Raw genomic sequence first — 14,813 nt, 5'->3', positions numbered from 1 at the left:
ACCCCCAACCCCTCCCCTGAAGGGGAGGGGCTTTGAGCGCGACCAAAACCACATGCGCCTATTGCGGGGTCGGGTGCGGGATTCTCGCGACGCCGACCGGCGAGCGTAGCGCCACGATCGCGGGCGATGCGGATCACCCGGCCAATCGCGGCAAGCTCTGCTCCAAAGGTACGCATCTCGGCGAGACGATCGGCCTCGAAGGCCGCCTGCTCCATCCTATGATCGGCCAGCGCCGCGCGTCGTGGGACAAGGCGCTCGACCTCGTCGCCAAACGCTTCCGCGATACGATCGCGAAACATGGCCCGAACAGCGTCGCCTTCTACGTCTCGGGCCAATTGCTGACCGAGGATTATTACGTCGCCAACAAGCTGATGAAGGGCTTCATCGGCTCCGCGAACATCGACACCAATTCGCGCCTCTGCATGTCGAGCGCGGTCGCAGGGCATGTGCGCGCGTTCGGCGAGGATATCGTGCCGGCCAGCTACGACGATCTCGACGCCGCCGACCTGATCGTGCTCGTCGGCAGCAACACCGCGTGGTGTCACCCAATCGTGTATCAGCGCATCCAGGCTGCCCGCGTCGCTCGGGGTACGAAGCTGGTCGTCATCGACCCGCGCCGCACGGAAACCGCCGAGGAAGCGGACCTGCACCTCGCGATCCGGCCCGGTACCGATGTCGCGCTGATGCACGGACTGCTGGCGTGGTGCCGCGCGAACGGCGCGATCGACGATGCCTATCTGGAGCGCCACGTCGCGACTCCCGACGATTTCTGGAACGGGTTCGGAGAGGGGAGCGACCTGTGGTCGACGGCGCGCACATGCGATGTTGCGCCGGACGACCTCAGGCGCTTCTTCGACCTGTTCGCCGCGACGCCGCGCACCGTGACGATGTTCAGCCAGGGCGTGAACCAGTCGTTGAGCGGGACCGATCAGGTCAACGCGATCATCAACCTGCACCTCGCGACGGGCCGCATCGGCAAGCCCGGTGCCGCACCGTTCTCGATCACCGGACAACCCAACGCGATGGGCGGGCGAGAGGTCGGCGGGCTGGCGTCGACACTGGCGTCGCATATGGACTTCGCGCCCGAGAACGTCGCGCGCGTCGGACGGTTCTGGGCCGCGCCAAACATGGCGACCAAGCCGGGGCTGAAGGCGGTCGACCTGTTCCGCGAGCTGGGTCACGGGCGGATCAAGGCTTTGTGGGTGATGGCGACCAACCCCGCGGTGTCGATGCCAGACGCCGGGCGGGTGCGCGAGGCGCTGGCGGCGTGCCCCTTCGTCGTCGTCAGCGACGTGATCGCCGACACCGATACCAGCGTCCACGCCCACGTCCGCCTGCCCGCCGCCGCCTGGGGCGAGAAGGACGGCACCGTCACCAATTCCGACCGCACGATCAGCCGCCAGCGCGCGTTCCTGCCGCTGCCCGGCGAGGCGAAGGCCGATTGGTGGATCGTCAAGGAAGTCGGCCGGCGGATGGGGTGGAAGACCGCCTTCGCCTATGATCGCCCTGCCGAAATCTGGCGCGAACATTGTCGGCTGTCGGCGTACGAAAATCAGGGCGAGCGGCTGTTCGCGCTGCCGGGACAGGCGGCGATCGGCAATGCCGCCTATGACGCGATGGCGCCGTTCCGCTGGGGCGCCACGCCGTTCGCGGACGGACGCTATTCGACGCCGGACAGCCGCGCGCGGCTGGTGCCGGTGGCGCAGAAGCCGCTGGCCAAGCCGCTCGCCGATTGGCCGATGACGCTCAACACGGGGCGGTATCGCGACCAATGGCATACGATGTCGCGGACCGGCCTGTCGCCCAAACTCGCGCGGCATCGCGAAGAGCCCGCGGTCGAGGTCCATCCCGACGATGCCGCCGCGCTGAAACTGACCGATGGCGGGCTGGCGCGGGTCGCGACGCCGCAGGGCGACAGCCTGTTCCGCGTGCGCGTCGCCGCGACGCAGCGCCGGGGCGAGCTGTTCGCGCCGATTCACTGGACGGATCGCAACGCGACCGGCGGGCGTACCGGGCTGCTGCCGCGCCCGCTTGCCGACCCGATCTCGGGGCAGCCGGGGTTCAAGGCCACGCCGGCCAGCATCGCCGCGGTCGCCACCGCATGGCGCGGCTTCGTCATCGTCGCGGACGAACTCGCCGCCCGCCCCGACTGCCTGTGGGCGACGCGGGTCGCCGTGCCGTGCGGCACCGCCTGGGACCTTGCCGGCGATGGCGATCCGACGGCGCTCGACGCGCTGTTGCCGCCGGGCGAGCGGCTGGAGGCGATCGATGCCGCGCGGGGGACGCGCCGGATCGCGATCGTTCGCGACGGGCGGCTCGCCGCCGCCCTGTTCGTGACGCGCGACGGCAGCTTGCCGCCGCGCGACTGGCTGGTCGCACAACTCGCCGAACCGCAGGCCGCCCCGACGTTGCTCGCCGGGCGCGCACCGGGGGTGCAGGTCGATCGCAGCCCGATCGTCTGCGCGTGCTTCGACGTCGGGCTGAAGACCATCCTGTCGACGATTGCGGCGCAGCGACTGACCGACGTCGCCGCGATCGGCAGCGCGCTGAAAGCCGGCACCAATTGCGGGTCGTGCCGCCCCGCCCTCGCCAAACTCCTCGCCGAAGGATCGACGCATGCCGCATGAGATCATCGCCCCCGGAACGGTCTGGCTGGTCGGGGCCGGTCCCGGCGATCCGGACCTGCTGACGCGCAAGGCCGAACGCCTGATCGCCGCGGCGGATGTTGTCTTTTACGACGCGCTGGTCGGGCCGGGTGTGCTCGACCTGATCCCAGAGGGGGTCGAGCAGGTCGGCGTCGGCAAGCGATCGGGCCGGCATTCGAAGGATCAGGGTACGATCGACGACCTGATCGTCGCCGCCGCGCTCGCCGGGAAGCGCGTCGTGCGGCTGAAGGGCGGCGATCCGTCGGTGTTCGGCCGCTCGACCGAAGAGATCGCGGCGTGCGGCGTGCATGGTATCCGCGTCCACGTCTGCCCCGGCATCACCGCCGCCAGCGCCGCCGCCGCCTCGGGTGCGCTGTCGCTGACGTTGCGCGGGCTGGCACGGTCGCTGACGCTGGTCACCGCGCATGCCAGGGCTGGCGAGCCGCTCGATCTCGACTGGGCGGCGCTGGCTCGGCCGGATGCGACGCTGGCGGTATATATGGGGCGGGCAGCGGCGGGCGAGGTGACGCGCGAGTTGATCCGCGCCGGCCTTGCACCAGAGACGCCGGTGATGATCGCGGTCAACGTGTCGCTGCCGGACGAACGGTTGATCCGCGGGCGGCTGGATGCGCTGTCGTTCCTGGTGCGGGCGGTCGGTGCGAACGACCCGACGCTGTTGCTGATCGGGGCGGCGATGGGCGCGGCGGAGATGCGGGGCGTGGCGGAAACCGCGACGGAGGGTGCTTTCGCCAGCGCCGGATAGCTGCTTTACTCCGACATGAAGCGCGCCCGGTGAAGCGCGACGTGGACGGACGGGGAGCATGCAATGAGGATTTGGCGGGCGGCGATCGGCGCGGCGGCGATGGGGTGGACGGTTGGCGCGGCGGCGCAATCGACGCTGCCACCGCGGCCGGTGGCGGTGACGGTGCAGGCGGATCGCCCGGCGGGGACGCTGCCGCCGGTGTGGCGCTTCTTCGGCGCGGACGAGCCCAATTACGCGACGATGAAGGACGGGCGGAAGCTGCTGGTCGAACTCGGCAAGCTCAAGTCGGGCGAGGTGTTCTTCCGAGCGCACAATCTGCTCAGCACCGGCGACGGCACGCCCGCGTTCAAATGGGGCAGCACCAACGCCTATACCGAGACGAAGGACGGCAAGCCGGTCTACGACTGGACGATCGTCGACGGGATCATCGACACGTACATCGCGCGCGGCGTGCGTCCGTACCTCCAGATCGGGTTCATGCCGGAGGCGATGTCGAGCGCACCGGCGGGCACGCCGTACCAGCATTCGTGGCGGCCCGGTTTCGATTACAAGCTGATCGCGACCGGCTGGACCTACCCGCCCAAGAGCTACGAGACATGGGCGGAGCTGGTCTATCGGTGGACGCAGCACAATGTCGAACGCTACGGCCGGGCGGAGGTCGAGCGCTGGTATTTCGAAGTCTGGAACGAGCCGAACATCGACTTCTACTGGCAGGGCAGCCCGGAGGAATTCTACAGGCTGCACGATTTCGCGATCGATGCGGTGCGCCGCGCGCTGCCGACCGCGAAGGTCGGCGGTCCCGATGTCGCGGGCGCGGGCGGTGCGTTCATGGACGGGTTCCTGAAGCACGTATCGTCCGGCAAGAACTACGCCACGGGTGCGACGGGCACGCCGACCGACTTCCTGTCGTTCCATGCCAAGGGGCAGCCGAGCTTCGTCGACGGGCATGTGCGGATGGGGATTTCGACGCACCTGAAGGAGGTCGACAAGGGCTTCGTGAAGGCCACCGCGATCCCCTCGCTCGCGGCCAAGCCGGTGGTGATCGGCGAGAGCGATCCCGAGGGCTGCGCAGCCTGTCCGGGACGGTCGAACGACTATCGCAACGGCACGATGTATTCGAGCTACACCGCCGCCAGCTTCGCGCGCATCTGGGACCTCGCGGCGCGGCGGCGGGTGAATCTGGAGGGGGTGCTGTCCTGGTCGTTCGAGTTCGAGGATCAGCCGTGGTTCGCCGGCTATCGCCAGCTCTCGACCAACGGTGTCGACCTGCCGGTGTTGAACGTGTTCCGGCTGTTCGCGAAGCTCGGCACGGAGCGGCTGACCGCGACCAGCGATGCGCAGGTGCCGCTCGACACGGTCGTGGCGGAGGGTGTGCGCGGAGCCGCCGATATCGGCACGCTGGCGACGCGGACGGCGGACGGCAAGATTGTGGTGCTGCTGTGGCATTATCACGACGACGACCTGCCCGGCCCGGATGCGGCGATCCGGCTGAGCGTCGCCGGCCTGAAGCGGGGTGGCGGCAAGGCCGGGCGCGCGACGCTGTGGCGGATCGACGGGGATCACGCCAATGCCTACGCCGAATGGAAGCGGCTGGGATCGGTGCAGTCGCCGGATCAGGATCTGTACGCCAGGCTGGAAGCGGCATCGCGGCTGCAACCCGAAACGCTGACCGTAACGGCGGGCGCGAAGGGAACGACGGTGCTGGACGTGCGTCTGGCGCGGCAGGGCGTGGCTCTGGTGATGTTGGATAAGTAGAAGGACGCGGGCGATGACGAACGTGACGGTGCTCGGGATGGGCATCATGGGCGCAGGCATGGCGCAGCGCCTGCTCGACAAGGGCTTCGCGGTGACGGTCTGGAACCGCAATCCCGCGCGGTCCGCACCGCTGGGCGAGGTTGGCGCGCGGATCGCGGCGACTGCGGCGCAGGCGGTGGAAGGTGCCGACACGGTCGTCGCGATGCTGGCGGAGGACGATGCGTCGCGCGCAGTGTGGCTGGGCGAGGCTGGCGCGCTGGCGGCGATGAAGGCCGGCGCGGTGGCGATCGAGTGCAGCACGCTGACTGCGGAGTGGACCCGGACACTGGCTGGTGAGGCACAGGCGCACGGGGTCGGCTTTCTCGATGCGCCGGTGACCGGCAGCCGCGTGCAGGCGGCGACCGGTGCATTGCGCTTCTTCGTGGGTGGCGATGCGGCGACGCTGGACCGGGCGCAGCCGGTGCTGGATGTTCTCGGCACCGAGAGTGCCCTGCTCGGGCCGAACGGGAGCGGTGCGACGCTGAAGCTGATCAACAACTTCCTGTGCGGCGTGCAGGTCGCCAGCCTGGCGGAAGCGATGGGTGCGATCGAGCGCAGCGGGCTCGACGCCGACACCGCCGTACGGCTGCTGAACGTTGGCGCGCCGGCCAGTCCGATGGTCAAGACGATGTCCGCGCGGATGCTGGCGCGCGACTATGATCCGCATTTCTACGTGCCGCTGATGGCGAAGGATCTGGGCTATGCGGGGCAGACTCTGGCGGGGCTGGGGATCACCTCGGACCTCGCCGCTGCGGCACGCGAGCGGTTCCTGACGGCGGAGCGCGAGGGGTTCGGCGAGCGCGATATGTCGGCGGTGGTGGAGCCGTTGCGGGGCGGGGCGGCAGACTGACTTTCAGCCCCCCTTGCAGGAATTGTTGCAAAACCCTCTTCTGCCACCCCGGCGGAGGCCGGGGTCCAGTTGCGATGTCGGCGGTAATCCACTGAGAACGTCACCCAACTCGACCCCGGCCTTCGCCGGGGTGGTGGCTTGGGAAAGGCAGTGGAGCTATGTCGCAACAATCCTTGGCAGGTTAGTATAGCGCTACAGCCGCACCGTCTTTCCTTCCCGGGCGGAGCGGTAGATGGCTTCGACGATGCGGATGTCGCGCAACCCTTCCGCGCCGGAGACGATCGGTTCGCGGTTGGTGGTGGCGCATTCGGCCATGTGGTCGAGCTGGCCGACGAATTGCGAGCGGTTGGCCGAGGGCGGCTGGACCTGCTGTTCGCGGCCATCGCGACCGGTCCACATCTGGTTGCCGTCGTAGCGCGTCGCCGGCTCCAGCTCGATGCGGCCCTTGTCGCCCATCAACAGGATGTGGTTCTGGTTGGCGCTGTACATCGATTGGCAACTGGCGATCGCGCCGGAGGGGAATTCCAGCGTCCAGTCGATGATGTCCTCGACCTCCGTGAAGCGCGGATCGCGACGGTCGGTGGACTCGCGCGCGGTGACGGCGATCGGCTCCTCACCGGTCATGTAGCGCGCCGCCTGAAGGCTGTAGATTCCCATGTCCATCAGCGATCCGCCGCCCGACAGCGCCTTCTTCAGTCGCCACGCCTGCGGATCGCCCTGTACGAAGCCGTGTTCGGAGCGGACGTAGCGGATCTTGCCCGCCGCGCCGGTGCGGGCGAGGCGCATCGCCTCCAGATTGTGCGGCTCGAAATGCGAGCGATAGCCGATCATCAGTTGGCGATTGGCGCGGCGGCAGGCGGCGATCATCGCCTCGCACTCCGCGACGGAGATCGCCATCGGCTTTTCGCACAGCACGTGCTTGCCCGCCCTGGCCGCACGGATCGTGTATTCGGCGTGCATCGAATTGGGCAGGCAGACATAGACGATGTCGACATCGGGATTGTCGCGGATGCGGTCGAAATCGGCGTAGCTGTAGACCGATTTCGGATCGAGGCCGTGTTCGGCGGCCACACGCCGCGCCTTGATCGGGTCGCCGCTGACGACAGCGGCCAGCCGGCTGTGTTCGCAATCGGCGAATTTCGGGATGATGACCTTCAGCCCGTAATAGCCGAGGCCGACGATCGCATAGCCCAGCTTGCGCGGAGCGGCGGCGCAGGCTGGGGCGGCCATGCCGATCGCCAGCGCCGCAGCGGACAGCAACACGTCGCGTCGTTCGATATCCACCGGCTATCCTCTTCCGCTTTTCTGACCAACTCGCACGGATTACAGCATTTTCTTGGCTACTGCGATAGTGCGGCCCTTCGCGTCACCGATAGCGGACGGGCCGGACACGTTGATCGCCACGTAGCGTCTGTCGTCGAGGAACACCTGCAACTGTGCGCCCTGATCCCGCCACAGGGCGGCGCGGCCGAGACCCGGTACGTCGCTGGCGGGGGGCATCGTGCCGTCGGCGGTTCGCGAGGCCTCGACATCCGACGACGCGAAGTCGCCATTGGGGGCGGCGCGGGTGAGCAGCATCATCTGGCCACCGTCGGCCAGCGTGTAGGTGCACATCGAAAACGCCGCGCGCCCCTCGGCGGCGGGCGATACGCTGCCGAGTTCGGTCTTCGTGACGCCGATGCCCAACGCCGCCGCCGCGACATTCTTGTCGAGGACGGCGCAGGCGTCCTCGGCGTTCCAGGTGGCGGTCGTGGTCGCGGCAGTCGCATTACCGGGCGCGTCACCACTGTCGCCGCAACCTGCCAGCGCCGCCAACGCCAGTGCCGCAACGATGCCCATCGATGTGTTCATGCCACCCTCCCCCGAAGACAGGTGGAGTAGAGCGCAACCCGCCCGCAGACGCCAGCGCTTAAACCGGATCGACGTTCCCCGGCGGTTAGCGATCCGCGCCGATCGTGAACGACCAGCGGAGCGGCTTCAGCGGGATGCGATAGGGCATGTGCGGACGGCCATCGAGGCTCCAGCCGGTGTCGCCGCCGACGCCCGCCTGCGCGGCGTCGATCAGCAAGGTGCCGTCGCCGTGCGGGCGGATGTCGCTGCTGTGCCTGGCCGTGCTGAGGTCGGAATAGGGAAAGGGCAACGCGTTGACCGCCAGCGGCTGCGCGCCGGTGACGCGCAGCGAGGGCGTGCCGCTTCCCGATAGTGCGACCCAGCGTACGTCCTGCTTCGATCCGGAATCCTGTGGGCGCGCATAGCCGTGATACTGGTCGGCGAGCGCGCCCTGCCAGATCGCGAGCTGGCCGCCGGTCTTGCGATCCGGGTAGGTTTCCTGCGGCCCCCGACCGTACCAGCGGGCATGGTCGAGCGCGGGTGGCGTCGCGAAGGTCAGGCCGACGCGCAAGGGGTCGGGAAGCGTGTCGCGGATCGGCGTGAACTGTACGTCGGCGCGGACGGTGCCATCGGCCGCCATCGTCCAGCGCGTGACCGTCTTGACCGACCCCACGCCCATGTCGTGGTGCACGACGATGGCGTCGCCCTCTGCCGTCACCGCGTCGACGCGGCGGTTTTCGGAGAACTGCTTCCACATCGCGTGCGACTTGGTCACGCCGGTGCCGATGTCGTTGTCGGTCGGTGCGCGCCAGAAATCGGGCGCGCCGCCGGTCAGCAGCGTGCGGCCGTCGCGAGCATAGCGTCGCACCAGCCCCGTCGCGCGGTCGATCGTCAGCACCGCGTCGCCGGCGGCGAGCGTCAGGGCGTCTGCCGCTTCGGTGGGACGCACCGATGTAGCGGGAGAGGGGGCGAGCGCGCGGGGGGCGGTCAGCGGGAACTGTTCCCAGCCGACGACATAGCCGGCAGGGACCATCGGGATCGCGCCCGCTTTCGCCCGCGCGCGCAGGACGAGGATTCGTTCGGCGTCGGGTTTCTGGGCCGCAGGCGGTCGGAAGTTTAGCGGCGCGCGCTCGCCGGGGGCCAAAAGCGGTGTCGGTATGCTCCCCGTCGCGACGGCGCGGCCGTCCTCCATCATCGTCCAGTCGAGGGTGAAGCGCGAGAGGTCGATATGATCGTGGCGGTTGGTCACCGCAAAGCCCGGCCGCATCTGTTCGAACGCGATCGGCGACTGCACCTTGGCCAGCTCGTAATATTCGGGGTCGGGCGTCCGGTCGGAGCGGATCACGCCGTCGCCGACCGGGCTGTCGTCCCCGCCCTTGTTGGCGAAGTCCGGCCCCTGTGCCCAATATTCGCGGCCCTTCGCGTCCTTTTCAATGATAGTCTGGTCGACCCAGTCCCAGACGAAGCCGCCTTGCAGTTTCTTGTGGCTGCGGAAGACCTCCCAGTAATCGGCGAAGTTGCCGAGGCTGTTGCCCATCGCGTGGGCGTATTCGCACAGGATCAGCGGCTGGGTCAGGCCGGGCTGTTCGGCATAGTCGGCGATCTTGCCGATATCGTCGTACATCGGCGCGAAGATATCGACATAGGTGTTCACCGGGTGCCGCCACCCGCTCATGCTCCAGCCGAGGAAGCTGACGAGGCGGGTGCGGTCGCGCGCCTTCACCCATTTCGCCGCGGCTTCGAAGCTCGAACCGATGCCGGTCTCGTTGCCCAGCGACCAGAAGATGATCGACGGATGGTTCTTGTCGCGTTCGACCATGCGCTGGACGCGGTCGAGATGCGCGGGCTGCCACTTCGGATCGTTGCCGAGCAGGACGGAGGGGTCGTTGTTCCGCTCCTGCGACAGGCTGAGATAGCCGTGACTCTCGATATTGGCCTCGTCCATCACATACAGGCCGTATTCGTCGGCGAGGTCGTACCAGCGCGGGTCGTTGGGGTAGTGGGACGTGCGCACCGCGTTGATGTTGGCCTGCTTCATCAGTTCGATGTCGCGACGCATCGTCGCCTCCGACACGATGCGGAAGGTGCGGGGGTCGTGTTCGTGGCGGTTGACGCCGCGGATCATGATGCGGCGGCCGTTGACGCGGACCTCGCCGCCCGCGACCTCCACGGTGCGAAAACCGACGCGGCGGCTGGTCGCCTCGATCAGCTTTCCGTTCGCGTCGAGCAGTTCGACGAGCAGCGTGTAGAGTTCCGGGGTTTCCGCGGTCCAGCGGCGGACGGCGGGGATCGTGCCGTTCAGGGTGACGCCGCCGCTCGTGACGTCGCCGTCGCGGGTCAGGATCGGCGTCTTGCCGTCCAGTAGCGTCGCGCGGACGCGGGTCGGGCGCGTCTCGCCGGCCACGTCGACCTTCAGCGCAAGCGTGCCGTCGCGATAGGCTGGATCGAGCCCCGCCACGACCGACAGGTCGCGCAGCCGGGTCGCGGGGGCGGCGTAGAGCGTGACGCTCCGCTCGATTCCGTTGACGCGCCAGAAATCCTGATCCTCCAGATAACTGCCGTCGGCATAGCGGTAGAGTTCGATCGCGACGCTGTTACGGCCGGGCTTCGCGGCGGCGGTGACGTCGAACTCGGCGGGGAGCTTGGAGTCCTCCGAATAGCCGACGCGGACGCCGTTGACCCAGATGTAATAGGCCGCGCCCGCCGCGCCGACCGTCAGCAGCAGGCGGCGGCCGGCGAAATGCGGCGGCACGACGAAGTCGCGGCGGTACGATCCGACCTCGTTGAGCTTGTGGTCGATCCAAGGCTGGTTGCGCGGAAACGGATAGCCGCTGCCGACGAACACCGGGCCGCCGTGGCCCGCCGCCTGAAGGATGCCGGGTACCTGCATCGTGCCCCAGCCGGACACGTCGTAATCGGGCCGCTGAAACCCGGTCGGCCGACTTTCCGGAGTGGGCGACAGGCGGAACCGCCACGCGCCGTCGAGCGACACATGATAGCGGGACTTCGCGACGTCGCGGGACAGTGCGCCGCGCCGCGTCTCGAACCCGTCGAACGTCGCGTGCATCGGCTCCGCACCCTGACGGATGACGGTCGGCTGCTCCCACTCCGCCGGGTTGGCGGTCTGCGAGAAGGCAGGCGATACGAGGAGGAGGGCGATCGTCAGAGGGCGGAGAAGGCGCGTCATCGATACTCCTGACGATCGTCGTTTCGCCTGCCGTAACCGGAACGGGAGCGATAGAATATTGTATTCGTTCGCAGGTAACGTTCCCACCCCACAAGCAAAATCCGCTTACTTCAAAAGCCAAAAACCTATATGATTTCACGAACTCGAACCGGGTGGTGATCCCTTGGCTGTGCGGCAGATTGAACAAACTATCCCGGTGCCGGCCCGCACGCGTGCGGCGAAGCCGGTGCCCGGCCCGACGATGGTCGAGCGCGCGTACGAATATCTGCTGACGCAATTGATGAGCCTGTCGATCGCGCCGGGGGAGCGGATCGCGATCGACACCGTCGCGCGGCAGCTGGGCATTTCGCAGACCCCCGTGCGGGAGGCGATGAGCCAGCTGGAGGCGGAGAAGCTGGTCTTCAAGATGCCGAACGTCGGCTATCGCGCCAGCCCCCAGATGACGCGCGACGAGGTGCGCGACCTGTACACGCTGCGCCAGTTGATCGAGCCCTATGCCGCGGCGCGCGCGGCGGAGGCGATGACGGACGCGTCGATCGCGATTCTGGAGGCGATCGATCGCGACATGTCGAGCGTGGTGGCGGGCGACGCGCGCGCCTATTCGCGGTTCGCCGAGGCGGACGCCAAGCTGCACCGCCTGATCGCGACCGGCAGCGGCAATCGCCTGATCGAGGAAGCGATCGACCGGCTGCACGCGCATCTGCATATCTTCCGCGCGCTGTATGCGACGAACGCGCCCAACGAGGCGGCGGAGGAGCACCGCAAGATCATCGACGCGCTGGTCGCGCACGATCCCGCGGCGGCCGAGCAAGCCGTCCGCTATCATCTGGAGCGGTCGCAGATGCGGATGGATCGCGTGCTGGCGGAAACCGTGCCGACCACCGACTGATCTCCACCGCAGATGGGCGTTACGCCCGCTTGACAGCCTCCGCGACGCTGCCTAACCAGATCATATAGGATATGACATGGAGAGGTAAGCGATGCGGCGGATTCGCCCAAGTCGCCGGGTATACACAGCGATCCGCCTCGGTGCGGCGATCGCGACGATGTGCCTGAGCGGGGGAGCCTTCGCCGAAACCGTCGTCCTCGACCATTTCACGCTGATCGACGGCACCGGCCGCGCCCCCGTGGGGGACCAGGCACTGGTGATGACCGACGGTCGCATCACCTGGGTAGGCCCGTCGCGCCGGCGACCGGCCGCGGCCAAGTCCGCCACCACCGAGGACCTGCGCGGCAAATACCTGATGCCGGGCATCATCGACAGTCACGTGCACCTGGGGCTGGTGAACGGCGTCGACCAGAACTTCACCAAATACTATGACCGCGCCAATATCGAGGCGCAGCTTCGACTGTACGCGGCGTACGGCGTGACGTCGGTCTACACGCTGGGCACCGACGGCGACACGATCCACGACGTCATCGCCGACCAGCGGCGGATCGGCCGGGTCGAGATGGCGCGCGCCTATACCGCCGGGCGGGGCGTGGTGTTCAAGGGCAGCTATGGCGGCGTGCCCGGTCTGGACCAGTCGGTCGCGACCCCTGCGGAAGCGACCGCGATGGTCGAACGCGAGACGGCCAAGGGCGACGATTTCGTCAAACTGTGGATGGACGACGAGTTCGGCACCGTTGCGGAGCGCATGCCCTATCCGGTCAGCACCGCCGTCATCGCCGCCGCGCATAAGGCCGACAAAAAGGCGGCGGCGCACATCTTCTATTACGACAACGCCGCGGAACTGATGCGCGAGGGCGTCGACGTGTTCATGCATCAGGTGCGCGACCGCGTCGCGGACGCGCCGCTGATCGCCGCGATGAAGGCGCGTGGTACGTGGCAGCTGGCGTCGACGCTGAGCCGCGAAGCCAGCTTCACGTACACGTTGCTACCGTTCGTGGACGATCCGTTCTTCTCGCGTGGGGTCGCACCGTCGACCGTCGCGACGCTGAAAAGCGACGAGCGGCAGCAGCGGCTCGCCGCGTCGCCGACCTTCCCGAAATATCCGCAGGTGCTGACCAACGCGATGGCCAGCTTCGCGGCGGAGGCGAAAGCGGGCGTCAAGTACGGGATGGGCACCGACAGCGGGCCGACCGCGCGCTTCCCCGGCTATTTCGCCCATTGGGAAATGGAGCTGATGGTCAAGGCGGGCGTGACCCCGTTGCAGGCGATCACCGCCGCGACCGGGACCAACGCCAGCTTTTTGGGCTCTAACGAGGCGGGGACGGTGCAGAAGGGCAAATGGGCCGATCTGCTGGTGCTCGACCGCGATCCCGTCGCCGACATCCGCAACACGCGGGCGATCTCCTCCGTCTACATCGCCGGGCGCAAGGTGCCGACGATCTGGCAGACCTGCGTCGGCCGGGCGGCGGACGCGTGCGGGGCCGCGAAGCCGTGAGCATCGCGGGGGCGGGCACCACCGACACGATCGTGCCGCCGGCGACCGTTCCCCGCGTCGGCGACGGTGCGGCGACGATGCGACCGACGCGCGTGCGGCATGTCGTGTTGTGGCTGACCGTCCTCGCCTACCTCATCACCTATATGGACCGGGTCGTCATCGCGACCGCGGCACCGTCGATCCAGAAGGAGTTCGGCTTCTCGCTGGTGACGATGGGGTGGATCTTCGCGTCGTTCCAATTCGCCTATGCCTTTTTCCAGATTCCGGGCGGCTGGCTGGGCGACCGGTTCGGGCCGCGCCGCGCGCTGACCGGCGTGGTGCTCTGGTGGTCGACCTTCACTGCCGCGACCGCGCTGACGTTTTCGGCCGGGTCGATGATGGTGTGCCGGTTCCTGTTCGGGATGGGCGAGGCGGGCGCTTTTCCGATCGCCACGCGCTCGCTGTCGCGGTGGATGCTGCCGGCGGAGCGCGGATGGGCACAGGGCCTGACGCATGCCGGCGCACGGCTGGGCGGGGCGGTGACGCCGGTGTTCGTCGCCCTGCTGATCGTCGATTTCGGCTGGCGCATGCCGTTCCTGCTGTTCGCGGTCGTCGGCATCGCGTGGGCATTGCTGTGGTTCTGGTATTATCGCGACACGCCGCGCACGCACCGGTCGGTCAATGCCGCCGAGTGCGCGATGATCGAGAACGCGCTGGGTAGCGGACCCGCACGCGCCAAGGTGCCGTGGCGTCGCCTGCTCGCCAATCCGCAACTCTGGCTGCTGTCGGCGATGTATTTCTGCTACGCCTATTGCATCAACATCTTCCTCACGTGGTTCCCGAAATACCTCCACGACACGCGCGGGTTCGACATCGCGGTGATGGGATTGTTCGCCAGCATGCCGCTGATGGCGGGCGTGCTCGGTGATCTCGCCGGGGGCTGGACGTCCGACCTGCTGGTCAAGCGCGGGGCCGGGCTGAAGCTGGCGCGCCGGGTGATCGCGGTGATCGGGTTCCTGACCGCCGCGGCGATGATCCCGCTGGCCGCGGCCCTCGACGCGCCGATCCCCAGCATCGCGTGTTTCTGCGTCGCGCTGTTCGGGCTGGAGCTGACGGTCGGCGTGTCCTGGGCGGTGACGCTGGATATCGGCGGCGAGTTCGCCGGATCGGTGTCCGCGGTCATGAACACGCTGGGCAATCTGGGCGCGGCGATCGCCGCCGCCGTCACCGGCTATATCGTGACGATGAGCGGCTGGTTCCCCGCCTTCATGGTGCTGGCGGTGCTGTGCCTGATCGCCGCCATCCTGTTCCTGTGGATCGACGCGTCGCGCCGGCTTTATGTGCCCGAGGAGGTCGTCGCCGCATGACGCGTTTCCAC

10 protein-coding genes are annotated in these 14,813 nt (G+C 68.1%); 7 read left to right on the top strand and 3 right to left on the bottom strand.

What is annotated here, in order from left to right; translation table 11 throughout:
• The first annotated feature begins 32 nt into the window (after positions 1 to 32).
• The 4 genes from AC0CH8_RS01580 to AC0CH8_RS01565 all read left to right on the top strand — a co-directional run bounded on the left by AC0CH8_RS01580 (position 33) and on the right by AC0CH8_RS01565 (position 6,052).
• Positions 33 to 2,627 (top strand): molybdopterin-dependent oxidoreductase, encoded by a 2,595-nt coding sequence (locus tag AC0CH8_RS01580; protein ID WP_465238398.1) that lies wholly within the window; start codon positions 33 to 35, stop codon positions 2,625 to 2,627.
• Positions 2,617 to 3,408 carry a uroporphyrinogen-III C-methyltransferase gene (gene cobA, locus AC0CH8_RS01575; protein ID WP_465238397.1) on the top strand — a complete coding sequence of 264 codons (792 nt, stop codon included), beginning with the start codon at positions 2,617 to 2,619 and terminating at the stop codon, positions 3,406 to 3,408. Before AC0CH8_RS01580 ends, cobA begins: the two co-directional genes overlap by 11 nt.
• A gap of 63 nt (positions 3,409 to 3,471) precedes the next feature.
• A complete protein-coding gene (locus AC0CH8_RS01570; RefSeq protein WP_465238396.1) occupies positions 3,472 to 5,163 on the top strand; it encodes a GH39 family glycosyl hydrolase in 1,692 nt (563 codons plus the stop codon).
• A 13-nt stretch (positions 5,164 to 5,176) separates the two neighbouring features.
• Positions 5,177 to 6,052, top strand: coding sequence for an NAD(P)-dependent oxidoreductase (locus tag AC0CH8_RS01565; RefSeq protein WP_465238395.1), 876 nt, complete (start codon positions 5,177 to 5,179; stop codon positions 6,050 to 6,052).
• 192 nt (positions 6,053 to 6,244) lie between these two features.
• Here AC0CH8_RS01565 and AC0CH8_RS01560 read toward each other — a convergent pair whose 3' ends face one another.
• The 3 genes from AC0CH8_RS01560 to AC0CH8_RS01550 form a co-directional block, all read right to left on the bottom strand.
• A complete protein-coding gene (locus AC0CH8_RS01560) occupies positions 6,245 to 7,336 on the bottom strand; it encodes a Gfo/Idh/MocA family protein (protein WP_465238394.1) in 1,092 nt (363 codons plus the stop codon).
• Between the two features lie 39 nt (positions 7,337 to 7,375).
• Positions 7,376 to 7,903 (bottom strand): hypothetical protein, encoded by a 528-nt coding sequence (locus AC0CH8_RS01555; RefSeq protein ID WP_465238393.1) that lies wholly within the window; start codon positions 7,901 to 7,903, stop codon positions 7,376 to 7,378.
• A gap of 85 nt (positions 7,904 to 7,988) precedes the next feature.
• Positions 7,989 to 11,069 carry a glycoside hydrolase family 2 TIM barrel-domain containing protein gene (locus tag AC0CH8_RS01550; protein ID WP_465238392.1) on the bottom strand — a complete coding sequence of 1,027 codons (3,081 nt, stop codon included), beginning with the start codon at positions 11,067 to 11,069 and terminating at the stop codon, positions 7,989 to 7,991.
• A gap of 196 nt (positions 11,070 to 11,265) precedes the next feature.
• Between AC0CH8_RS01550 and AC0CH8_RS01545 the strand changes: the two genes are divergently transcribed.
• The 3 genes from AC0CH8_RS01545 (at position 11,266) to AC0CH8_RS01535 (ending at position 14,802) form a co-directional block, all read left to right on the top strand.
• Positions 11,266 to 11,958, top strand: coding sequence for a GntR family transcriptional regulator (locus AC0CH8_RS01545; protein WP_465238391.1), 693 nt, complete (start codon positions 11,266 to 11,268; stop codon positions 11,956 to 11,958).
• Positions 11,959 to 12,049: 91 nt separating this feature from the next.
• Entirely contained in the window at positions 12,050 to 13,456 is a 1,407-nt protein-coding gene (locus AC0CH8_RS01540) for an amidohydrolase family protein (RefSeq protein WP_465238390.1), read from the top strand.
• The gene (locus tag AC0CH8_RS01535; RefSeq protein WP_465238389.1) at positions 13,435 to 14,802 is read left to right on the top strand and encodes an MFS transporter; all 1,368 of its coding nucleotides are present in this window, start codon (positions 13,435 to 13,437) and stop codon (positions 14,800 to 14,802) included. The genes AC0CH8_RS01540 and AC0CH8_RS01535 overlap by 22 nt, the downstream gene beginning before the upstream one ends.
• The last annotated feature ends 11 nt before the right edge of the window (positions 14,803 to 14,813 follow it).

The organism is Sphingomonas sp. AC435, assembly GCF_979253005.1.
This window is presented reverse-complemented; position numbering and strand designations above follow the sequence as displayed.